This window comes from Corynebacterium spheniscorum, from assembly GCF_900113445.1.
Lineage (GTDB): Bacteria > Actinomycetota > Actinomycetes > Mycobacteriales > Mycobacteriaceae > Corynebacterium > Corynebacterium spheniscorum.
Genome location: NZ_FOPJ01000001.1, coordinates 212,082 through 233,190 on the forward strand (window position 1 = coordinate 212,082; position 21,109 = coordinate 233,190).

The window sequence follows — 21,109 nt, forward strand, 5'->3', positions numbered from 1 at the left end:
CGCAGCGACCCGAGAGATTCATGCAGTATGTGGCGATTAAGTAAGAGTCGCGAGCGAATAAGTGTTCGGTTTATGGTGGGGTTGTGACCCGTGGCGGGCTTTAAGATGTGGGCACTTGTTCGAAGTTGAAGAATGCTCATAAGAACCTGAGGGGGTGCACGTTATGAGACGAGACTATTCCGCTTTTGATCGTCTCGCAGCCGAAATTCGGGAGTTTTTAGATCACCCGGAATGGGCTTGCCTAGGGTCAGATAACCCCTATGCCGAGCATGTGCGCGGAATAAACCTCGCCGCGCTTGAAATGTGGCGGGGGCTTTTACCCAAAGACGACAATGACATCGACACCGTGCTGCAGATCGCTGCCACCATGACTGCGGAAACCCTGGGGCGCACGCGCAGATACTTACATGCCGCAGCGACCTTGGAAGAGCTACCGCAATTACTGCACCAGGTACGCGCCCGCGGGCACCTGAATATGGAGCGTCTTTCCTTTGTGCATGCCGGGCTAGCTGGGGTGCCCAAGGAGATCCTGGAGCGCCTCGATCCGCTGCTCTGTGAGTTCTTTACCGCCACGGAGAAGCGGCAAGTGTTGCCTGGGGAAACCGCGATTAAGAACTTCATTCGCGCTCAGCTGCTGGACCTGTGCCCGGAGGTGTTGGAGAAGCAGGAGGAGGAAAAGCCGGCGCCGGAAACTGATGCTGTGAGGGTTCGTGCCAATGCGGATGGTTCGGGGCGGATCAATATCAGTTTGACCCATGATGAAGCACACGAGCTGCATAAGATTATTCAGAGCGTGGCCAGAAAAGAAGAAGTAAGCGCCAAAGAAGCTTTGCTGATGCTGGCGCGGAAACAAACCAAAGCAAAAATTGTGCTCACCTTGTGGGGACCGCAGCACGGCGAACCGGAATACCTGCATGGCGCTGGGTTTATGAAGAAATCCAGCCAGCTTTTGTGGAAGGATCGCATCACCCACACCCTGGATCTACGCGGCGCCGATAGCGCAGTGCGTGAGGCCTATGACCCCACCCCGGAGCAGGCCGCCTATGTGCGAGGCCGTGATGGCACCTGCCGCGCGCCGGGATGCCAGGTATCAGCAGAAGAGTGCGACCTCGACCATGTCATTGAATATGACCTCGGTGGGGTGACTACCGCCAGCAACCTGCAATGCCTATGCCGCAAGCACCATAACCAAAAAAGTGATGGCCGCATCCGGGTATTTATGCATCACCGCGGTACCTGCCAGTGGTTCTATCCCAATGGCCGCATGGTGAGCACCCAACCCTGCGGGCCGCTGGCAGCCCCTGCGAAGCGTCCACGCTGGGGCCGGGAATGGAGATCAACGCGCACACGCATGGAAATGAGGCCCAAGCCTCCTAAGAAGAAGCCTGGGCCTAAGGGTGGGGCTGCGCGGAAATCGAAGCCTAAATCTTCGAGAAACGCTTCGTCAGCATCTCCTCGAGAGCGGTCCAACCGTTGACATGGTCGGTATAGGGGGCGCTGGGAACATAACCCGAGGTTTCCGTAGCGCCCAGCATGTAGGAGATGTAATCCTGCATGCGCGGATTAGCCAGCAGGAAGGAGTTCAAGGAATCATCAGCCGCCCAGTCCGCGGCATCTGCGAAGAGCTCATAGCCGCGCGACATTTGTTCGGTATCCACGGCAGCAGGGCCCTTGGCGATGTCTTCGGCGAGCCCACGATAGGAATAAACGTTGTCATCGTGGACCGTTACCTCAAGCTCACCGGCGTTGGCCTTAGCTACCAGGTCCGGCCAGGTGGCAAGGGTGGCCATGTCGTGCTCGTCATTGGACATCATCCAACGCACCAGCGACTTCTTGTTATTGAAGGTGAAGATTTCACCAAAGCGTCCCAGGAACACCGGGCTGCCTTCAACGAAGGTACGCAGCGTGTAGACGGTACGGCCATCGATGGTGATCTTGATGGGGTCAATACCGGCTTGGCCCCACGCGGAAGCATCGTAGGGGTCGACCTCTTCAGCTTCCTTGGCGCGGCGTTCCTCTGCTGCCTTCCGGGCAGCTTCGGCAGCGGTCACAGCTTCATCAATACGGGCCTCATTGCGTTTGGATGTGGCCTCATCAACATCAATCATGCGGACCTGCGGGTCCAAGGCGTCAACGATCTTTTGCCAATTGGCAAGCACCGCGCGGCCAACCCCAGACCACTCGGACATGCCGTGCTCACCGATGTAGTGATCGGAGCCGCGCTTGACGTTATTCAGCACCGAGTGCGTGGCAAAGAAAACGGCAACGGCTTGCGCGCCGGTGACCTCACCCAAGCTGCGGGTAATGGAGAAGACGCGATCCAAGGCGCTCACATTTGCATGCGAGGGGCGATCAGCGAGGAAACCAGGGGCGCCGATGATATCGAAGTAGCCCTTCTCATCAGGCACTACGCGGTCTTCCTTGCGGGCACTAAAAGCACCCCACTTTGGGTGGTCCTTGAGGTCATGCTCGGTATCCGACTCCAAGAAGGTCAGGAGATCAGCGGGGGAGCGGAAACAGCACAGCCCTTCACCATCGCCAAGGAAGGCCTGCCATTCGGCGCCATGTTCCTTCCACTTTGGTGCCCAGAGGGTATAAAAATCGCCTTCGGTCAGCGAAATTTTGACGGGAAGGATGCCTTGGTTGCTCATGGCGGCAAATTCTATCTCACCTGATCACCCTATGGGTCATCCTGTTGGTCGATAGAAGCCCTTAAAGGCCATCCCCATATTCGAGGTGCGCAGTGGATTGGTTTGCACCGGATCACCTGCTTCAACGATTTGACCATTCCCAGCGAACATCGCGACATGGCCATCCCAGACCACCAGATCACCCGGTTGGAGCTCTTCTACCGACACCGCGCGCCCCACCGTTTGGTGTTCCGCTAAGCGCGGTAACTCCACCCCTGCTTGGCGCCACGCCCACTGGGTAAGCCCCGAACAATCAAAACCTCCAGCACCGGTGCCGCCCCATACATAGGGAGTGCCGACCATGCTGAGCGCAGCAGCCACTGCCTGCTGGCCTTGAGCAGACCCAGAGGAAGAACCAGGAAACTGCGTGGACAACGCATCCGGAGCTGCCTCTGGGAACTGGTGATCCCCAGAAAGCTCATCCAATTCGCGGGCTAGTGGCTCAAGCTTGGCGGCAAGCATGTGTTGTTCTTGACTAGAAAACTCCGCGACCTGAGCTGAGAGCTGATCAAGTAATTGATGCGCCAGAGAAGCCACCCCAGGAGCGAAGGAGTGAAGGAGTGGCATAAGGCCCCGGGCTACTTGGAGAACATCCTGCGCAACCTCGGCGAGCATACCGAGGTGAGAGTCGATAATGCCTTGGGCATCTTTGACCAGCTGTGAGACAGCTATGCGGCGAAAGTTCTCAACCTCCGCTAAACCCAAAATAGTTTCGGCATTCGCACCGAAGTAGTGGGCTAGGGGGCGGGCTGCGCCCAGGTCAGGAAGCGGCGGTAAATGCACATTCGGCAAGGTTGTGGTCATGCGCGATGCAACTCCCTAGCTAATAGCTCATCGGCTTCCTCCATGGCTGCGATCGACAGCAAAGAAGAATCGGCTAAGCCAGCAGCGGCTTCTAACACTTCCCGGGAGCCCTGCTGGCAAGCGCTCATCGCTGCGGCTAAGGCGGCATGGAAGCGTTCGGTGCCCGGAGTATCGCCCTGGGCATAATGCGTGCGGCAATCAGATTCCGCAGCCTGCAGAAGGTCGGCCGCCAGTTGGCGGGCATGTGTGAGGTCAATCTCGAGGTTCATAATTGCTTGGACGTTGACAAGGCCGATGGTGGTTCCGGGGCGCTAGGATGAACACCATGGAAATCACCGTTATCGACCACCCATTGGTTGCCTCTCGCTTGACCCTCATGAGGGACGAGCGCAGCGATAATGCCGCGTTTCGGGCTGCTGCGGCTGACCTGGGCGCCATGCTCATTTATGAAGCCTGTCGGGACCTGCCGGTGAAGCATTTTGATTGCGTCACTCCGGTGGCCACCGCGGAGGGCACCCGCTTGGCAAACCCGCCGATTATTGTGCCGGTGATTCGCGCCGGGCTGGGCATGATCGACCCCGCGCTCTCGATGATCCCAGACGCTCAAGTTGGCTTCATCGGCCTGGCGCGTAATGAAGAAACCCACGAACCGGTGCCCTACTTGGAGGCGTTGCCTCAAGACCTCTCCGGGCGAGCCGTGTTCATTGTCGACCCCATGTTGGCTACCGGTGGATCTCTTCTGCATGCCATCCGATTGCTATGCGAAAGGGGAGCCACAGACATCACTGCAGTATGCATGGTGTCCGCAAAACCGGGGGTCGAAGCTCTCAAAGCCTCCGGATTGCCCGTGAGATTGATCACTGCATCGATAGATCCTAGTTTGAATGCTGATGCCTATATTGTCCCAGGTCTAGGCGATGCCGGGGACCGTTTGTACGGCCCACGAAACATCGATTTATAGCGATTCTCGGAGAGGTCTCAACTTTGCCCACTGTGGTGTGCGGACAAAAATGATCTGAGTGGACAGCATATTTGTCATGACCAACAGTGGGTACGGAAACGAAGACGACATTTTCCTCAATCCGAGCAATATCGTGTGGCGTAGTTATGGGGCCTTGTTTGCCCGAAACCTGAAATTACTTCGAGGCTTCCGCGGCCTCAGTCAAGATGAGCTCGCTCAGCGCAGCCATATGAGCCGCAATGCAATCTCTAACATGGAGCGCAATGAAGGCAACGTGGGGCGCCCAGCGGACCCGATGCTCTCGACGATCTACCGGCTCTCCGTGGCCCTGCGGGTCCCACCCGCAGGTCTGATCCCGAATGTCGACTTCTTCGTCGAACGGATCGCCACGGACCACGGCATTGGAATGAATGGTCTGTGGCCTCTGGCCCCGGAGGGCATCCGGCGCTTCGATCGGAATCACCCCAGCGGCGCTGGGCTGATCCTGGGCGATTCCTCCGACTTCATCCAACGCTTCATGCCGATGCATGCCTGGGACCTTCGCAACGAAGAGATCGATCGCTTAACCGACATGATCGAGCGCCGTCGCAAAGCGAATACCCCGGAGCAGGGGCACAACGACCCGCGGAACTATCCGCGTTTCGATCCGCGCTTTGGGCTGGAAGCCTTCTAGCGTCTTCCAGCGGAAGCTGCCTTAAGAGGGGGTGACGCAAGTGCCGGTAAAGTCACCAATCTTTGCCGCCTAGCAACCCCTGAACTCCGAGCCGCAAGGCCGGCGACTACACTTCCCTGAGAATCACATACATCTTCACAAGACCGATTGGGGAAGGGTAGGCGCTAGGCATGGCAGGGATCTCAGCTGGGGTTGATGCCTGGCTTAATCGCCACTATGACGACGTCATTGCATGGCGACGCCATCTCCACCAATATCCGGAACTCTCGCATATGGAATATGCGACCACGGATTACCTCTGCGAGGTATTAAGCTCCCGCGGTCTGCAACCCCAACGATTCCCCGGCACCGGGCTGATGGTGGATGTCGGACCACAAGGCCCCCGCCTGGGATTTCGTTGCGACATCGACGCCCTTCCCATCACGGAAGTCACCGGGCTAGAGTTCGCCTCCAAACATCCCGGAGTCATGCACGCTTGCGGGCATGACGTGCACACCGCCATCGGCTTAGGGCTTGCCTGTGCACTGCATGAACTCGACCTGCCCCACGGCATCCGTATTATCTTCCAACCAGCCGAAGAAGTTCTCGACGGCGGCGCTAGTGAAGTCATCTCCTGGGGTGCCCTGAAAGATGTGCGCGCGCTTTTTGCCGTACATGCTGAACCAAAGCTCAAAGTCGGGCTAGTTGGCGTACGCGCTGGTGCCATCACCTCAGCAACAGACCTCGTCACCATCCATGTCAATGGCCCTGGTGGGCATACTTCGCGCCCGCATCTAAGCGCCGATGTGGTCTATGCCTTAAGCAAGATCGTCACCGAATTACCGGGGCTGCTCTCGCGTCGGGTCGATCCACGTACCGGCACGGTGTTGGTCTTCGGAACGATCAATGCCGGGCACGCCCCTAATGCCATCCCGGAAAAGGGCAGTGTCTCCGGCACGCTACGCACTGCCGATATTGGGATCTGGCGCATCATTCAACCCATGATCGAGGAGTTAGTCTCCGAAATCGTTGCCCCCACCGGCTGTACCGTCAGCCTCGACTACCTTCGCGGCGTGCCCCCGGTCGTCAATGATGATGTGGCCACCGCCTTACTTGCCGAATCAGCCGCCACCATCGACCCGCACGCAGTAGTCCAGGCCCCGCAATCTTCCGGTGGCGAAGACTTTTCCTGGTACCTCGAACACGTACCAGGCTCCATGGCCCGCTTGGGGTGCTGGGATGGCCACGGAGTTGAGCACGACCTCCACCAAGCTGACCTGGTGATTGACGAACGTTCCCTCAGGGTCGGCATCCGCCTTTTCGGTGCCATCGCCGAACGTTTCTCCCACGTCACCGGCTAGCAAAACCCCTTAACACCACGTTTTGCTCCCATAGGTTCGGTGCATCGCCAGAAGTTTCCTAGAAGCTTCCCCATCAACGCCCCCAGAGCCCACCCCGCGCTTAGATTCCGCAGCCCGGCTCGGGATAAGGTAGGGGGGTATGCCTTGCGCCCTGAGTGCGCAACTGGTCATGCTCTATGCGCCTGAAGCGCGCTTTATGCATGCCCCAGTGAACTAGAGATTTACTCACCCATAAGACACACAGCCCATATAGAAGGAACACTCCTGTGACCAAAAGAATTCTGATTATCGGCGGCGGCCCCGCTGGTTATGAAGCAGCCCTTGCTGGAGCAAAATACGGCGCCACTATCACCCTGGTGGAAGATCAAGGCCTCGGCGGCTCCGCCGTTATTTATGACTGTGTGCCCTCGAAGTCCTTTATCGCCGGAACCGGTATCCGCACCGATATCCGCCGTGCCGATGACATGGGCCTCGAACAGGGCATCGGCGATGCGGTGCTGCACCTCGATGCTCTTAATGCCCGCGTGAAGGCCTTGGCCACCGCACAGTCCGGTGATATTCGTGCGCGGCTAGAAAAAGAAGGCGTGCGTATTATCGACGGGCGCGCCCAATTTGACGATTATCAGACCAAGCAGACCACCCACTATGTGCGTGTTTCCCATAACGAAGATGTGCCGGATGAGATCGTCGAATGTGACCTAGTTCTTATCGCCACCGGCGCCACCCCGCGCATTCTGCCGGGCGCACAGCCCGATGGTGAACGCATTCTCACCTGGCAGCAGGTCTATGACCTCCAGGAGCTCCCCGAACATTTGATCGTGGTAGGTTCCGGCGTTACCGGCGCCGAATTCGTGTCTGCTTTCGCTGAGTTGGGCGTGAAGGTCACCATGGTTGCTTCCCGTGACCGGATTCTTCCGCACGATGACGCTGATGCTGCCGATGTGCTGGAGACGGTGCTGGCAGAGCGCGGCGTATCCCTTGAAAAGCATGCTCGCGTGAACACCGTTACCCGCACCGAAGATGGTGGCGTGTGCGTGAAGACCGCCGATGGTCGCGAAATATTTGGCTCCCATGCGCTGATGACGGTCGGCTCCATCCCCAACACCAAGAATCTGCGCCTGGAGGCTGTTGGCGTGGAAACCACTCCTTCTGGCCATATCCACGTGGACCGCGTTTCCCGCACCAATATCAGTGGCGTTTATGCCGCCGGTGACTGCACCGACCTCTTCCCGCTGGCTTCCGTCGCCGCCATGCAGGGCCGCATCGCTATGTATCACGCACTCGGCGAAGGTGTCTCCCCGCTGCGCTTGAAGACCGTTGCTACCGCCGTGTTCACTCGCCCTGAGATTGCTGCCGTGGGTATCACCCAAGCAGAGATCGAGGAGCGTAACCTCCCGGCCCGCACCATCACCCTGCCACTGGAAACCAACCCGCGCGCCAAGATGCGCTCGCTGCGCCACGGCTTCGTCAAGCTCTTCTGCCGCGCCAACTCCGGTCTGGTTATTGGTGGCGTTATCGTGGCACCGACAGCCTCCGAGTTGATCCTGCCCATCGCAGTGGCGGTATCTAATGGACTGACCGTCACGGATCTTGCTGACACCTTCGCTGTGTATCCATCGCTTTCCGGATCCATCACCGAAGCCGCTCGTCAACTCGTCGATCACGACGACCTCTCCTAGCTCCTGCAGCTTTCAACGCGCTGTGCGGTAGGACTCCTCGGACGTAACATCGAGGTTCAATTGGATCGGACGCCCCACCTGGGGGAATGCTCGCTGCGGGCAATGCTCGCGCGGGCAGGTGTGGCAGTCCGGCCCAATCGGGGTAGCAGCATCGGGGGTTAAATCCAGGCCACGCGCATAAATCAGTCGCTCCGCCTGATCCAAGTCGCATCCTAAACCAATGGCGAATTCCTTCGGGGGAATACCAAACCCATGAGAGGTGCCGCGCACCGTGCGTGCCACCCACAAATAACTCCGCCCATCCGGCATGGTAGTGACCTGCCGAGTCACCCGCCCCGGGGTTTCAAAGGCACGGTGAATCACCCACAGCGGGCAAGAACCACCGGTGCGCGAGAAGTGGAAGCTAGTAGCGGACTGACGCTTCGAAATATTCCCCGCACGGTCAGTGCGCACAAAGAAGAAGGGCACCCCAGAATGCCCCGGTCGCTGCAGCGTCGACAGGCGGTGACAGGTGGTTTCGAAACCCGTACCAAAATGCGCGGCAATTCGGTCAATATCATAGGAGGTATCCTCTGCGACCTGCAGAATCTCCCCATAGGGCATCGTCACCGCAGCAGCGTAATATTGCGCCAAACCTAGCCGCGCGATCGTGCGGGACTGCTCATCTCTTAAAGGTGCACAGAGCTGATCCAAGAGCTCCCTGTGCGCCAAAAAACAATGCTGCAAAGACAATTCGAAGCACAATTGTGCCTCCGATAAATCTGTGCGCAAATGCAATTCGCGATTCTCCGCATGAAATACGCGCCGCGGCCCGTGGGTGTGCCGGCGATAACGCACCGACACCCCGTGGTTGTGGTCCAACACGGTCGCAATCCTGGTCAGGCGTAGTTGGGGTCCTCCCAACCCAGCAGCAAACTTTTCTGCTGCATTATCGAGAGCGGGTATATGGTTGCGGGCTTCATAAAAGTAGTCACGGACACGCTCATAAGGGCTCTCAGGGTGTTCCGCGAGTGTGCGGTTATGGGCAATGTCGATTAATGCCTGCGATAGGTCAGGGTAGCGGGCAGCTAAATCCGCAATCTCAGCAGTGGGAATATCAGGGTGCCCAACGGAGGTAAAAGCAGCCGTCAAAGCCGCAACCGTACGAGCATCATGCTCAGGTGAGAAATAACCAGCATCAACATCGAAGGTGGTGCTCAAAGACATAAGCACAGTAGCGGTAATGGGGCGCTGGTCATTTTCCAATTGATTGAGGTAGCTAGTCGACACCCCAATTCGGCGGGCCATCTCCACTTGCGTTAGCGAAAGCGACCTGCGAAGCGTGCGAATCCTCGCCCCCGCATAAAGCTTTTTCATCTTTAATCCCCGTTACTTGATCGTGCTGAGCTGGCAGTTCCACAACTTTAACAGAAAATCATAGATAAGGACGCATTTTTACACATGCTACACTGTGGTTCGGGACACAGGTTTCCACTTAATATGAGATCCAACTCAATCCACCACTTCAAGGAGTGACGCAGCCACCATGATCGAGCATCAGGTACGTACCTACCGTTCTGCCGAGGACTTCCCCTACGAGGAGCACCTCGCCTATAAGATCGCTCGGGTCGCCGCTGACCCGGTGGAGGTTCCGGCCGACACCGAAGAAATGATCATCAACCGCATCATCGACAATGCTTCGGTGTCTGCGGCTTCCGTTCTCCGCCGTCCCGTGACTGTGGCCCGCCGCCAGGCTGAGGCTCACCCCGTCACCAAGGGTGGCGCCGCTGTGTTCGGTATCCCCGGACGCTTCTCCGCCGAATGGGCTGCTTTGGCCAACGGCACCGCTGTCCGCGAACTGGACTTCCACGACACCTTCCTCGCCGCTGAGTACTCTCACCCCGGCGATAATATCCCGGCTATCCTGGCGGCTGCCCAACACAAGGGCTCCAATGGTCACGACCTGATCCGCGGTATCGCCACCGGCTATGAAATCCAGGTTGACCTGGTTCGCGGCATCTGTCTCCACGAACACAAGATCGACCACGTTGCTCACCTGGGGCCCTCCGTCGCCGCCGGCATCGGCACCTTGCTGAAACTCGACGTTGACACCATCTACCAGGCCATTGGCCAGGCGCTGCACACCACCACCGCCACCCGCCAGTCCCGTAAGGGCCAGATTTCCTCCTGGAAGGCCTTCGCCCCGGCCTTCGCCGGCAAAATGGGCATTGAGGCTGTCGACCGTGCCATGCGCGGCGAAGGTGCTCCGGCCCCGATCTGGGAAGGGGAAGACGGCGTCATTGCTTGGCTGCTCTCCGGTCCGGACCACACCTACACCGTGCCGCTGCCGGCCGAAGGTGAAGAAAAGCGCGCCATCCTGGACACCTTCACCAAGGAACACTCCGCTGAGTACCAGTCCCAGGCCCCGATCGACCTGGCTCGCCGCATGCGCGAAGAAATCAAGGACTTCAATGACATCGAGTCCATCGTGCTGCACACCAGCCACCACACTCACTATGTGATCGGCACCGGCTCCAACGACCCGCAGAAGTTCGATCCGGACGCATCGCGCGAGACCCTGGACCACTCCATCATGTATATCTTCGCGGTGGCCCTGGAGGATGGCGAGTGGCACCACGAGCGTTCCTACTCCCCGGAGCGCGCACACCGTCCGGAGACCATCGAGCTCTGGCACAAGATCTCCACGGTCGAGGATCCAGAGTGGACCCGCCGTTACCACTCCACCGACCCCAAGGAGAAGGCCTTCGGCGCCCGCGCTGTTATCACCATGAAGGACGGCTCGGTCATCGAAGACGAAATCGCTGTGGCGGACGCACACCCCTACGGTGCTCGCCCGTTCGCCCGCGAACAGTACATCAAGAAGTTCCGCACCCTGGCTGAGGGCGTCGTGTCCGAGAAGGAACAGGACCGCTTCCTCGAAGCCTGCGAGAACCTCGCCAACCTGAACGACCTGAACGAGCTGAACATCACCCTTGAAGAAGATGTCCTCGCGAAGGCCCCCGAAACCCCGGAGGGACTCCTGTAATGCCCGGCTTATATGCCTCCACTGTCACCCCGAACGAACGCCGCAAGAATCTTCGGGAGGCACTGACCTCGAATAAGATCGCCCGCCTCCCCGGTGCTTTCTCACCCTTGGTCGCCCGGATGATTCAAGACGCAGGCTTCGAAGGCGTCTACGTCTCCGGAGCCGTGGTGGCCGCCGACCTGGCTTTGCCTGACATCGGCCTGACTACGCTCACCGAGGTTGCCCTGCGCTCGCGCCAGATTGCGCGCGCCACCGACCTTCCGGTGCTGGTTGATGCTGACACCGGCTTCGGCGAACCAATGTCCGCCGCGCGCACCGTCAGCGAATTCGAAGATGCCGGAATCGCCGGCTGTCACTTCGAAGACCAAGTCAACCCCAAGCGCTGCGGCCATTTGGACGGCAAGGAAGTCGTTCCCACTGACCTCATGGTGCGCCGAATCAAGGCAGCCGTGAACGAGCGCCGCGATGAGAACTTCGTCATCTGCGCCCGTACTGACGCCGCCGGTGTCGAAGGCATTGACGCAGCTATCGAGCGCGCAAAGGCCTACGCCGACGCTGGTGCCGACCTGATCTTCACCGAAGCTCTCCACAAGCCGGAGGACTTCGAGAAGTTCCGTGCCGCAACGGATGTTCCGCTGCTGGCCAATATGACTGAGTTCGGCAAGACCGAACTCCTCAGCGCACAAACCCTGGAAGATATCGGCTACAACGCCGTCATCTACCCGGTGACCACGCTGCGCATTGCGATGGGGCAAGTGGAAGACGCCCTCGGTGACATTGCTGAGACCGGTACCCAAACCAGCTGGTTGGACCGCATGCAACACCGTTCCCGTCTCTACGAATTCCTTCGTTATGCGGAATACAACGCCTTTGATCAGAAGGTGTTCACCTACTCCCGCGAAAATTACGAATCCTAGAAAGGACTGAGTTAAGCCTATGTCTGAGCAGAAGATTTACAAGGGTCTGGCTGGTGTCGTTGCTGACTACACCGGTGTTTCCAAGGTCATGCCGGAGTCCAACTCCCTGACCTATCGGGGCTACCCGGTCCAGGAGCTTGCCCGCTATTGCAGCTTCGAAGAAGTTGCCTACCTCCTTTGGAACGGCGAACTGCCGACCAGCGATGAACTCCGCCGTTTCTCCGTCCGTGAGAAGGCTCTCCGCCACATCGACCGTGGTCTGATCGACCTCGTTCAGTCCATGCCGCTGAGCTGCCACCCAATGGACGTCCTTCGCAGCGCCGTTTCCTACATCGGCGCCCAGGACCCGGAGGCCTACACCAAGGACTCCGACCACATCCGTCGCACCTCGCTCGAGCTGATGGCCAAGCTGCCCACCATCGTGGCCCTGGACATCCGCCGTCGTCGCGGTGAAGGCTACAAGGAGCCCTCCACCAAGATGGGCTTCTCCGAGAACTTCCTCTACATGGTGTTCGGAGACGGCGAAGATTCCCCGATCCACAACCGCGCTGACATCGAGGCCTTCGACAAGTCGCTCATCCTCTACGCTGAGCACTCCTTCAACGCCTCCACCTTCACCGCTCGCGTGATCACCTCCACCATGTCCGACACCTACTCCGCAGTCTGCGGTGCTATCGGCGCTCTGAAGGGCCCCCTCCACGGTGGCGCTAACGAAGCTGTTATGCACCAGATGATCGAAGCTGGTGAGCCGGAGAACGCTGAGAAGTACATCCTCGACAAGCTGGCTAACAAGGAGCTCGTCATGGGCTTCGGTCACCGCGTCTACAAGAAGGGTGACTCCCGCGTTCCCACCATGGAAGCTGCTTTCCGTGAGCTGGCTGAAGCCCACGATGGTCAGAAGTGGGTGGAGATGTACGAGATCATGGCCAAGACCATGTACGAGAACACCTCCATCAAGATCATGCCGAACCTGGACTTCCCCTCCGGCCCCGCTTACCACCTGCTGGGCTTCGAAGTTCAGTTCTTCACCCCGATCTTCGTGATGTCCCGCATCACCGGTTGGACCGCTCACATCATCGAGCAGAACGAGAACAACTCTCTCATCCGCCCGCTGTCCGCTTACAACGGTCATGACGAGCGTTCCGTACCCGCAAAGTCCATCGACTAAGCAGCCTCCACCTCCCGATGGGTCGTCATTTGGCCCCTCGGGAATAAGATCTGACCTGCAGATTTCCCGAACTAGGTCAACTTCAGGGAAGTGAGTCATAACTCACCCCCGAAATAGGGTTTAGCTCGCACGATATCCCATTCCAAAGATCATTTCGCGCTTAGGTCGCGGGGTAGGATTGGAGGGTATCGGGCGAGCTTTTCTCGCGCTGACTCCCGACGTACCGAAAGGACCCACCCATCGTGGAATCTACGTCCCTGCCCGCCTTCCGGAAGGTATTAGTAGCGAACCGCGGCGAAATCGCAGTACGGGCTTTCCGTGCTGCATATGAAACCGGCGCCGCGACCGTTGCCGTGTACCCCAAAGAGGACCGCTCCTCGTTCCACCGCTCTTTCGCATCCGAAGCTGTGCGCATCGGTACCGAAGGATCCCCGGTTAAGGCTTACCTGGATATCGATGAGATCATCCGGGCAGCCCAAAAGTCGGGCGCGGACGCGATCTACCCGGGGTATGGCTTTCTTTCTGAGAACGCTGAACTGGCCCGCCGTTGCGCGGAAGCCGGGATCACTTTCATTGGCCCCACCCCCGAAACCCTTGAGCTAACCGGCGATAAATCCCGCGCGGTTGAAGCAGCTAAGGCTGCCGGCCTGCCCACCCTGGGTGACTCGAAGCCCTCGGATGATCCGGATGAACTCGCCGAGATATCCAAGGAATTCACCTTCCCGATCTTCGTGAAGGCAGTCGCTGGTGGTGGCGGACGCGGCATGCGTTTCGTCGAGAAGCCCGAAGACGTTCGCCAACTGGCTGCCGAAGCTTCCCGCGAAGCAGCCGCCGCCTTCGGTGATGGTCATGTCTACATCGAACGTGCCGTGATTAACCCGCAGCACATTGAGGTGCAGATCCTCGGTGATGCCACCGGCGATGTCATCCACCTCTATGAGCGTGATTGCTCCCTGCAGCGTCGCCACCAGAAGGTTGTGGAAATCGCACCGGCTCAGCATTTGGATCCGGAACTGCGCGAGACCATTTGTAATGATGCTGTGAAGTTCTGCCGCTCCATCGGCTACCAGGGTGCTGGCACCGTGGAGTTCCTCGTTGATGAAGCTGGCAACCACGTCTTCATCGAGATGAACCCCCGTATCCAGGTGGAACACACCGTCACCGAAGAAGTCACCTCGGTTGACCTGGTGAAGTCTCAGCTGCGTATTGCCGCTGGCGCCACCTTGAAGGAACTGGGTCTTACCCAGGACGCCATCGAATGCTTCGGTGCTGCGCTGCAGTGCCGCATCACCACCGAAGATCCCTCAAATGGGTTCCGCCCCGATACCGGTACCATCACCGCTTACCGTTCGCCGGGCGGCGCTGGTGTGCGCCTTGATGGTGCTGCCACCCTCGGTGGTGAAATCTCCCCGAATTTCGACTCCATGCTGGTCAAGATGACCTGCCGTGGCTCGACCTTCGAAGGTGCCGTGACCCGCGCGCAGCGTGCGCTAGCGGAATTCACGGTCTCTGGTGTGGCCACCAATATCGGTTTCCTGCGGGCCCTGCTGCGCGAGGATGACTTCATCCATAACCGCATCTCCACCGCCTTCATCGACAACCACCCCTGGTTGCTGGCCGCACCGGGTGCCGATGATGAACCCGGCCGCCTGCTGAACTACATCGCCGATGTGACGGTGAATAAGCCCAATGGTGAGCGCCCCACCGATCTGCGCCCCGTTGATAAACTCCCCGCACTTTGCGATGATCCGCTGCCCAAGGGTTCGCGCGATAAGCTGTTGGAACTCGGCCCGAAGAAGTTCGCTGAGGAACTGCGTAAACAAAAGGCCCTCGCAGTTACGGACACCACCTTCCGTGATGCTCACCAGTCGCTGCTGGCTACCCGCGTGCGTACCTCTGCTCTCTACGCGGCTGCTCGCCACGTTGGTCGACTCACCCCGGAGCTCTTCTCCGTTGAGGCCTGGGGCGGCGCCACCTATGACGTAGCTATGCGCTTCCTCCATGAGGATCCCTGGGAGCGTTTGGACTACCTGCGCGACGCCATGCCGAATGTGAACATTCAGATGCTGCTGCGTGGTCGCAACACGGTGGGCTACACCCCTTACCCGGAGACGGTGACCCGCGCATTCGTGCAAGAAGCTGCGGATTCCGGTATTGATATCTTCCGCATCTTCGATGCCTTAAATGATGTCGAGCAGATGCGCCCCGCGATTGACGCGGTGCTGGAAACCAACACCACGGTCGCTGAGGTGGCGATGGCCTACTCCGGCAACCTGCTGGATCCGAAGGAAGATCTCTACACCCTGGACTACTACCTCAAGCTCGCTGAGGAAATCGTGGGCACCGGTGCTCATATCCTGGCGATTAAGGATATGGCTGGTCTGCTGCGTCCGGCTGCTGCTGCCAAGCTGGTCAGCGCGCTGCGCAAGGAATTTGACCTGCCGGTCCACGTCCACACCCACGACACCGCTGGCGGCCAATTGGCTACCTACCTGGCGGCTGCCGAAGCTGGTGCTGATGCGGTTGATGGTGCCTCTGCACCGCTAGCCGGCACCACCAGCCAACCTTCGCTCTCGGCTATTGTTGCGGCCTTCGCTAACACGGAACGCGACACTGGCCTGTCGCTGCAGGCTGTGGGTGACCTTGAGCCTTATTGGGAAGCAGTGCGTCAAATGTACGCGCCCTTTGAATCTGGCGTACCCGGGCCCACGGGCCGTGTGTACCGTCACGAGATCCCGGGTGGACAGTTGTCGAACCTGCGTACCCAAGCCGCCGCTCTCGGGTTAGCAGATCGCTTTGAACTCATCGAAGATTACTACGCAGCGGTTAACGAAATGCTGGGCCGCCCGACCAAGGTGACCCCCAGCTCCAAGGTGGTTGGCGACCTGGCGCTGCACCTGGTTGGTGCCGGTGTGAGCCCTGAGGACTTCGCTAATGATCCGCAGAAGTATGACATCCCGGATTCGGTGATCTCCTTCCTCCGCGGTGAACTGGGTACTCCTCCCGGTGGCTGGCCGCTGCTGCGCGAGAAGGCTCTGGCTGGTCGTAAGGAATCCAACCATGCGCTGGTGGAAGTTCCGGCGGAAGAAGCTGAGAAGTTGGAGTCTGAGGACCACAAGGAGCGCCGCAAGGCCCTGGATCGCCTGCTCTTCCCGAAGCAGGCTGAGGAATTCGCTGAGCACCTCCGGATCTTCGGCGACACCTCGCACCTGGCCGATAGCGTGTTCTTCTATGGCCTGAAGGAAGGCGAAGAGTACGTGGTCCGCTTCGGCAACAATGAAACCCCCATGGTGGTTCGTTTGGATGCTGTTGGTGAACCGGATGACAAGGGGATGCGCCGCGTTGTCCTGAACGTCAACGGCCAGATCCGTCCGATGAAGGTCCGCGACCACTCCGTGGAATCCACCTTCGCTTCCGCGGAGAAAGCTGATCCGAATAATGATGGCCACGTCGCAGCGCCCTTCTCCGGCGTTGTGAATATCACCGCTGAGCCCGGTGAAGAAGTTAAAGCTGGTGACCCCGTTGCAGTTATTGAAGCAATGAAGATGGAAGCCACCATCACCGCCACCAAGGACGGCAAGATTGAACGCCAGGCGTTCGTCGTACCGACCAAGGTTGAAGGCGGCGACCTGATCGTCGTGATCAGCTAAACGCTCACAAAAGAAGGGGCCTTGCATTTAAGCAAGGCCCCTTCTGTGCTAATTAACCCGAATTAATGCTTGGTCAACGTATCGATCATGGAGGTGCCAGCGCGGCGCAGCACGAAGCCCACCAAAGCAATCGCGATGAGGGTGAGGATCAACATCACCGTGGACATTGCCGCTATCTCGGAGCGCAGTGCGACCTTCACCGCCGCAAAAATATAGACCGGCCAGGGGGTATAGCCAGGCTGCTGGACGAAGCTGGAAAGAATCGTATTATCCAAGCTCAAAGTAAAAGCCATGAGCGCCCCAGCCACAATTCCAGGAGCCGCGATCGGCAGCGTGATATCCCGGAAGACTTGCCAAGGGTGCGCACCCAAGTCAGCGGCAGCCTCATTCAAACGCCGATCCACCCCAGCCATGCGGGCCCGCACAATGAAGGTGACCACCGCCAAAGAAAACATGGTGTGCGCCAAAGTTAAACGCAGCAGACCCTTATTCAAAGGAGTGATACCGACATCCACGCCCAAGGTGACGAACCACGGCAGGAAAGCGATGCCGTCCACGATCTCTGGGGTGATCATGGTGAGAGCTAGAAGGGTGCTCAGCGCCATCGCCCAACCGCGTTGGCGAAGCGCCAACGCGATCCCGCCGAGAGTACCCAAGAAGGTACTCAGCAGCGCGGAACATAAGGCGACTTCCAGAGACACAACGACCGAATGCTTGATGATGGTGTTATTACTGGCCTGGATATAGGCCTGAAACCCGAAGCCCTCCCAATGCGCCAAGACGCGACCAGAGTTGAAGGAATACACCACGATGACCGCAATCGGGGCGAAAAGGAAGATAAACACCACCAGGCTCCAGAGACGCAGAAGCCAATCACTAAGTGAGGATTTCATGAGGCGGACACCTCCAAGTGAATATCGCTGAAGCGATGATAAAGCCAGCTAGCAAGCTTTAATAACACGGCACCTAGCAACACCACCAAGACGGTGGTGAGAATAAGGATCACAGCTAAAGCTGAACCCAAAGCCCAGTTCTGGGCGGTGGTGAATTGTTGGGCAATGAGCTGCCCGACCATTGTTCCGCGGGCACCGCCTAAGACACTGGCCGTGACATAGTCACCATTGAGGGGAATGAACACCAGGAGGCAACCGGAGATAACGCCGGGCATAGCCAGCGGAAGAGTGACATCCATGAAGGTGCGCACCCGCCCCGCCCCCAGATCTCGGGAAGCTTCCCGAAGCTGAGAACCTGTTGATTCCAAGGCCACATAGAGCGGCAAAATCATCAGCGGCAAATAGTTATAAATAACACCGAGCTGCACCGCTGCGCGGCTATAAAGAATCCCCAAAGGCTGCTCGAGGACATGTAGGTGCAGCAGAAGATCCGAAAGGAAACCCTCCGGGGCGAGCATAATTTGCCAGCCCAAGGTGCGGACCAAGAAGTTAGTCCAAAAAGGCACCATCACCAGCGCTAAGAGCAGGTTGCGGCGCCGCGGGGAAACCTTGGTGGCCAGCCAATACGCGAAGGGCAGTGCAATGAGTAGGCAGGCGAGGGTTCCGGAGATAGAAATCTCCAAGGTGTTGATCAGGGCGTTGACCACCGGGATGGAGAGAGCTTCCTGGTAGCGATCGAAGCTGAGGGAATCAGTGGCGACGGGGTTAAAGAGATCAGGTTTGTAGCCGAAGCTGTAGTAGAAGACCATCGCCACGGGGATGAGGAAGAAGAAAAGGGTGTACGCCCACGTAGGGAAGGCAAGCGCGCCGGTTCCCATGAGGCGGGCCATGAGCTGTGGGTAGCTGCGGCTGGAGTTGGTGCTCATACTCCGCTCCTTGTCTTAGCTTCGAGGAACATATCCACGCGATCTTGCATGGTGGGGTCATTGACGCCTTCGGTGAGGCGATCGAGGATCTCGGGTTTGGGGAAGATGAGATCGGGGTACTCGAAATCAGCGGAGTTAATGCCGGCGACACCGGTGGCATAGCCCATGTAGTCAGCTTCTTGGGCGGAGGCTTCCGGGGCGAGGACATCATTGATGAAGGCATGGGCGGCATCCGGGTGTGGGGCGCCGCGGGCGATGCACCAATTGTCGATCCACAGATTGGCTGTTGGAGTGGGGAAGACAAAAGCCCAACGATCGGGGTCGTGGGAGGCCATGATTCCTTGGCGGGCATCGCCATTAAATGCCATCATGAGTTGGAAACTGCCCTGGATCACCGCGGTGGAAGCATTGCCATAGTAGGCCTTTACATGCGGGGCTAATTCCTCAATGAGGATGCGGCGGCAGGCAGCTAACTCCTGTGGGTCGCGGGTGTTGAGGTCAGCGCCCATGGAGCCCAAGGCGATGGCGCAGACCTCCCAGGCGTCCTCGAGCAAAGCGACCTTGCCGGAGCAGGGTCCCTTGGCGAGCTCCAGGAAATCAGTCCAGGTGTGGTATTCGCCGGGTAGGGCGTAGCGATCATAGACATAGCCGCTAGTGCCCCAGCATTTGGTGACACTCCACTTATTGCCGGGGTCGAAAGACAATCCCTGGAAGCGCTGGTCCAGGTTATTGAAATTCGGCAACAAGTTGTGGTCTAGAGGCTGAAGCAGATTATGTTCCACCATCTGAGGGATCATCAGCCCGGAGGGGACCACCAGGTCATAGCCGGAAGTTCCGCGGGTGGCTCCTAATTTGGCGATGAGTTCCTCATTGGAGCCATAGGCATCGACTTGGACCACGCAGGAATTGGTCTTGGCCCACTCGCGGATATAGTCCGGATCGTCATAGTCACCCCAGGAATAGAGATTCAGCGAGGACTCCATCTCGCCATCAGGATGATTCTCAGGCGCCATGCGGGAATGCTTCGACGTGCTCTCAGTAGCAGAGCTACAGGCGCTCAGGCCTCCCGCGAGACCGAGGGAAGTGAGGGTGCTGAGTGTGAGGAATTCGCGGCGGCTGAGTGTTTTATCAGCGAGAATGCGGATCATGGCTGCGCCTCTTTGGGGAATACCTGGGCGGCGCGCTGGGACCAGGACACCGTGACTGTGTCGCCTTCACTGACCTCCGGGGCTTCGACGGTACTTACTCGCGCGATGACTTCGTGGCCATCATGAAGCCGGACGAGGTATTGGACCACATCGCCTAAGAAAGACTCGCCCACCACCACACCGGTGATCTCATTGGTAGACATATCTGGGCAGGAGCCGGGGCGAACCCTCATGAGTTCTGGACGGATGGTGGCCAGGACTTCTTCTCCCACCTGCAATGGCCGCGTGCTGTGCACTGGTCGCGTGCTGTGTACTTCGACGAACTCGCGGGCGGCACGTAAGACCGTTGGTTGCCCAGTTGCGGGATTTCCGAGGGTTTCGACCACCGCGGGAACGAAATTCTGCTTCCCGATAAACCCGGCAACAAAGGTGTTGGCCGGGCAGGAGTAGATCTCCTCGGACTCTCCGACCTGCTGGACGACCCCATTATTGAGCACCACGATGCGGTTGCTCATAGCCAGCGCTTCTTCTTGGTCGTGGGTAACAAAGATGAAGGTGAGGCCCAGGTCGGTGTGTAGGCGGATGAGTTCTAGCTGCATGTTTTCGCGCAGCTTGCGGTCCAAAGCGCTCATGGGCTCATCGAGGAGCAATACGCGAGGGCGGTTTACCAAGGCGCGGGCTAGGGCGACACGCTGTTGTTGGCCTCCCGATAGCTCCTGTGGGCGACGGCGCGCGTGGGTATCCATGCGCACCATTTCCAAGGCCTCGGATACACGGCGAGTGATCTCTGAGCGGTGGAGCTTCACATTCCCGCGCTTTAGCCCATAGGCGACATTATCGGCGACACTCATGTGCGGGAATAGGGCATAGGACTGGAAGACCGTATTCACCGGGCGACGGTGCGCTGGTAGTGTCGTGAGATCTTTACCGTCGAGCAAGATTTGCCCTTCGGTGGGTTCCTCGAACCCGGCGATCATCCGCAGGAGAGTGGTTTTACCGCAGCCAGATGGGCCCAGCAGGGAGAGGAATTCTCCTGCGTGGACTTCTAGGTTGAAGCTGCGTAAGGCTTCATGCTCAGCGAAAACCTTGCGAACATTCTTGAAGGTCAGCGCACCGCCTTCGATCGTTGGGCTGGTTTGCTGAGGTTGTTCCACAACTTGTTGACGACCAAAGACATGCACACTTCCTCCCCTGACAAGGTTGATGGTTGAGAGTTTTCCCGCAGCGAAAATTAC

The 21,109-nt window shown here is 58.6% G+C and carries 17 protein-coding genes; 9 read left to right on the plus strand and 8 right to left on the minus strand.

All coding sequences use genetic code 11. The features are described from left to right. Nucleotides 1–163 precede the first annotated feature (163 nt). Nucleotides 164–1,477 (plus strand): HNH endonuclease signature motif containing protein, encoded by a 1,314-nt coding sequence (locus tag BMZ01_RS00980; RefSeq protein ID WP_092283486.1) that lies wholly within the window; start codon nucleotides 164–166, stop codon nucleotides 1,475–1,477. Here BMZ01_RS00980 and BMZ01_RS00985 read toward each other — a convergent pair. From BMZ01_RS00985 to BMZ01_RS00995, 3 genes are read right to left on the minus strand one after another with little or no spacing between them, the layout of a single operon-like run. Beyond that, entirely contained in the window at nucleotides 1,422–2,651 is a 1,230-nt protein-coding gene (locus BMZ01_RS00985; RefSeq protein WP_092283488.1) for a hypothetical protein, read from the minus strand. The genes BMZ01_RS00980 and BMZ01_RS00985 overlap by 56 nt on opposite strands. A gap of 36 nt (nucleotides 2,652–2,687) precedes the next feature. Continuing rightward, nucleotides 2,688–3,494, minus strand: coding sequence for a C40 family peptidase (locus BMZ01_RS00990; RefSeq protein WP_092283490.1), 807 nt, complete (start codon nucleotides 3,492–3,494; stop codon nucleotides 2,688–2,690). Next, nucleotides 3,491–3,763 carry a hypothetical protein gene (locus BMZ01_RS00995; RefSeq protein WP_092283492.1) on the minus strand — a complete coding sequence of 91 codons (273 nt, stop codon included), beginning with the start codon at nucleotides 3,761–3,763 and terminating at the stop codon, nucleotides 3,491–3,493. Before BMZ01_RS00995 ends, BMZ01_RS00990 begins: the two co-directional genes overlap by 4 nt. Nucleotides 3,764–3,819: 56 nt before the next feature. On the opposite strand from BMZ01_RS00995, the gene upp reads away from it, so the two are divergent. The 4 genes from upp to BMZ01_RS01015 all read left to right on the plus strand — a co-directional run bounded on the left by upp (nucleotide 3,820) and on the right by BMZ01_RS01015 (nucleotide 8,147). Then, on the plus strand, nucleotides 3,820–4,455 hold the full coding sequence (gene upp, locus BMZ01_RS01000; RefSeq protein WP_092283494.1) for a uracil phosphoribosyltransferase: 636 nt from the start codon (nucleotides 3,820–3,822) through the stop codon (nucleotides 4,453–4,455). A gap of 76 nt (nucleotides 4,456–4,531) precedes the next feature. After that, nucleotides 4,532–5,128, plus strand: coding sequence for a helix-turn-helix domain-containing protein (locus tag BMZ01_RS01005; RefSeq protein ID WP_092283496.1), 597 nt, complete (start codon nucleotides 4,532–4,534; stop codon nucleotides 5,126–5,128). A gap of 170 nt (nucleotides 5,129–5,298) precedes the next feature. After that, the gene (locus tag BMZ01_RS01010; protein WP_092283498.1) at nucleotides 5,299–6,468 is read left to right on the plus strand and encodes an amidohydrolase; all 1,170 of its coding nucleotides are present in this window, start codon (nucleotides 5,299–5,301) and stop codon (nucleotides 6,466–6,468) included. 266 nt (nucleotides 6,469–6,734) lie between these two features. Next, on the plus strand, nucleotides 6,735–8,147 hold the full coding sequence (locus BMZ01_RS01015; RefSeq protein ID WP_092283500.1) for an NAD(P)H-quinone dehydrogenase: 1,413 nt from the start codon (nucleotides 6,735–6,737) through the stop codon (nucleotides 8,145–8,147). Nucleotides 8,148–8,159: 12 nt separating this feature from the next. Here BMZ01_RS01015 and BMZ01_RS01020 read toward each other — a convergent pair whose 3' ends face one another. Beyond that, the gene (locus BMZ01_RS01020) at nucleotides 8,160–9,503 is read right to left on the minus strand and encodes a short-chain fatty acyl-CoA regulator family protein (protein ID WP_092283502.1); all 1,344 of its coding nucleotides are present in this window, start codon (nucleotides 9,501–9,503) and stop codon (nucleotides 8,160–8,162) included. A gap of 169 nt (nucleotides 9,504–9,672) precedes the next feature. Between BMZ01_RS01020 and prpD the strand changes: the two genes are divergently transcribed. From prpD to BMZ01_RS01040, 4 genes are all read left to right on the plus strand, one after another. Next, nucleotides 9,673–11,172, plus strand: a complete 1,500-nt coding sequence (gene prpD, locus BMZ01_RS01025) for a 2-methylcitrate dehydratase PrpD (protein ID WP_092283504.1) — start codon at nucleotides 9,673–9,675, stop codon at nucleotides 11,170–11,172. Further along, a complete protein-coding gene (prpB, locus tag BMZ01_RS01030; protein ID WP_092283506.1) occupies nucleotides 11,172–12,089 on the plus strand; it encodes a methylisocitrate lyase in 918 nt (305 codons plus the stop codon). The genes prpD and prpB overlap by 1 nt, the downstream gene beginning before the upstream one ends. A gap of 19 nt (nucleotides 12,090–12,108) precedes the next feature. Beyond that, a complete protein-coding gene (locus tag BMZ01_RS01035) occupies nucleotides 12,109–13,257 on the plus strand; it encodes a bifunctional 2-methylcitrate synthase/citrate synthase (RefSeq protein ID WP_092283508.1) in 1,149 nt (382 codons plus the stop codon). Nucleotides 13,258–13,499: 242 nt separating this feature from the next. Continuing rightward, a complete protein-coding gene (locus BMZ01_RS01040) occupies nucleotides 13,500–16,907 on the plus strand; it encodes a pyruvate carboxylase (protein WP_218140924.1) in 3,408 nt (1,135 codons plus the stop codon). A 62-nt stretch (nucleotides 16,908–16,969) separates the two neighbouring features. Here BMZ01_RS01040 and BMZ01_RS01045 read toward each other — a convergent pair whose 3' ends face one another. From BMZ01_RS01045 to BMZ01_RS01060, 4 genes are read right to left on the minus strand one after another with little or no spacing between them, the layout of a single operon-like run. Beyond that, entirely contained in the window at nucleotides 16,970–17,800 is an 831-nt protein-coding gene (locus BMZ01_RS01045; protein ID WP_092283512.1) for an ABC transporter permease, read from the minus strand. Continuing rightward, on the minus strand, nucleotides 17,797–18,726 hold the full coding sequence (locus BMZ01_RS01050) for an ABC transporter permease (RefSeq protein WP_092283514.1): 930 nt from the start codon (nucleotides 18,724–18,726) through the stop codon (nucleotides 17,797–17,799). Before BMZ01_RS01050 ends, BMZ01_RS01045 begins: the two co-directional genes overlap by 4 nt. Continuing rightward, nucleotides 18,723–19,874: a polyamine ABC transporter substrate-binding protein gene (locus BMZ01_RS01055; protein ID WP_092283516.1), complete on the minus strand. Its 1,152-nt coding sequence runs from the start codon at nucleotides 19,872–19,874 to the stop codon at nucleotides 18,723–18,725. The genes BMZ01_RS01050 and BMZ01_RS01055 overlap by 4 nt, the downstream gene beginning before the upstream one ends. Further along, nucleotides 19,871–21,055, minus strand: a complete 1,185-nt coding sequence (locus tag BMZ01_RS01060; protein WP_244887549.1) for an ABC transporter ATP-binding protein — start codon at nucleotides 21,053–21,055, stop codon at nucleotides 19,871–19,873. Before BMZ01_RS01060 ends, BMZ01_RS01055 begins: the two co-directional genes overlap by 4 nt. Nucleotides 21,056–21,109 lie beyond the last annotated feature (54 nt).

Excerpts from the sequence above, each read along its gene's own strand:
- BMZ01_RS00980 (WP_092283486.1), top strand. The coding sequence starts at position 164 with ATGAGACGAGACTATTCCGCTTTTGATCGTCTCGCAGCCGAAATTCGG.
- BMZ01_RS00985 (WP_092283488.1), bottom strand. The coding sequence starts at position 2,651 with ATGAGCAACCAAGGCATCCTTCCCGTCAAAATTTCGCTGACCGAAGGC.
- BMZ01_RS00990 (WP_092283490.1), bottom strand. The coding sequence starts at position 3,494 with ATGACCACAACCTTGCCGAATGTGCATTTACCGCCGCTTCCTGACCTG.
- BMZ01_RS00995 (WP_092283492.1), bottom strand. The coding sequence starts at position 3,763 with ATGAACCTCGAGATTGACCTCACACATGCCCGCCAACTGGCGGCCGAC.
- upp (WP_092283494.1), top strand. The coding sequence starts at position 3,820 with ATGGAAATCACCGTTATCGACCACCCATTGGTTGCCTCTCGCTTGACC.
- BMZ01_RS01005 (WP_092283496.1), top strand. The coding sequence starts at position 4,532 with ATGACCAACAGTGGGTACGGAAACGAAGACGACATTTTCCTCAATCCG.
- BMZ01_RS01010 (WP_092283498.1), top strand. The coding sequence starts at position 5,299 with ATGGCAGGGATCTCAGCTGGGGTTGATGCCTGGCTTAATCGCCACTAT.
- BMZ01_RS01020 (WP_092283502.1), bottom strand. The coding sequence starts at position 9,503 with ATGAAAAAGCTTTATGCGGGGGCGAGGATTCGCACGCTTCGCAGGTCG.
- prpD (WP_092283504.1), top strand. The coding sequence starts at position 9,673 with ATGATCGAGCATCAGGTACGTACCTACCGTTCTGCCGAGGACTTCCCC.
- prpB (WP_092283506.1), top strand. The coding sequence starts at position 11,172 with ATGCCCGGCTTATATGCCTCCACTGTCACCCCGAACGAACGCCGCAAG.
- BMZ01_RS01035 (WP_092283508.1), top strand. The coding sequence starts at position 12,109 with ATGTCTGAGCAGAAGATTTACAAGGGTCTGGCTGGTGTCGTTGCTGAC.
- BMZ01_RS01045 (WP_092283512.1), bottom strand. The coding sequence starts at position 17,800 with ATGAAATCCTCACTTAGTGATTGGCTTCTGCGTCTCTGGAGCCTGGTG.
- BMZ01_RS01050 (WP_092283514.1), bottom strand. The coding sequence starts at position 18,726 with ATGAGCACCAACTCCAGCCGCAGCTACCCACAGCTCATGGCCCGCCTC.
- BMZ01_RS01055 (WP_092283516.1), bottom strand. The coding sequence starts at position 19,874 with ATGATCCGCATTCTCGCTGATAAAACACTCAGCCGCCGCGAATTCCTC.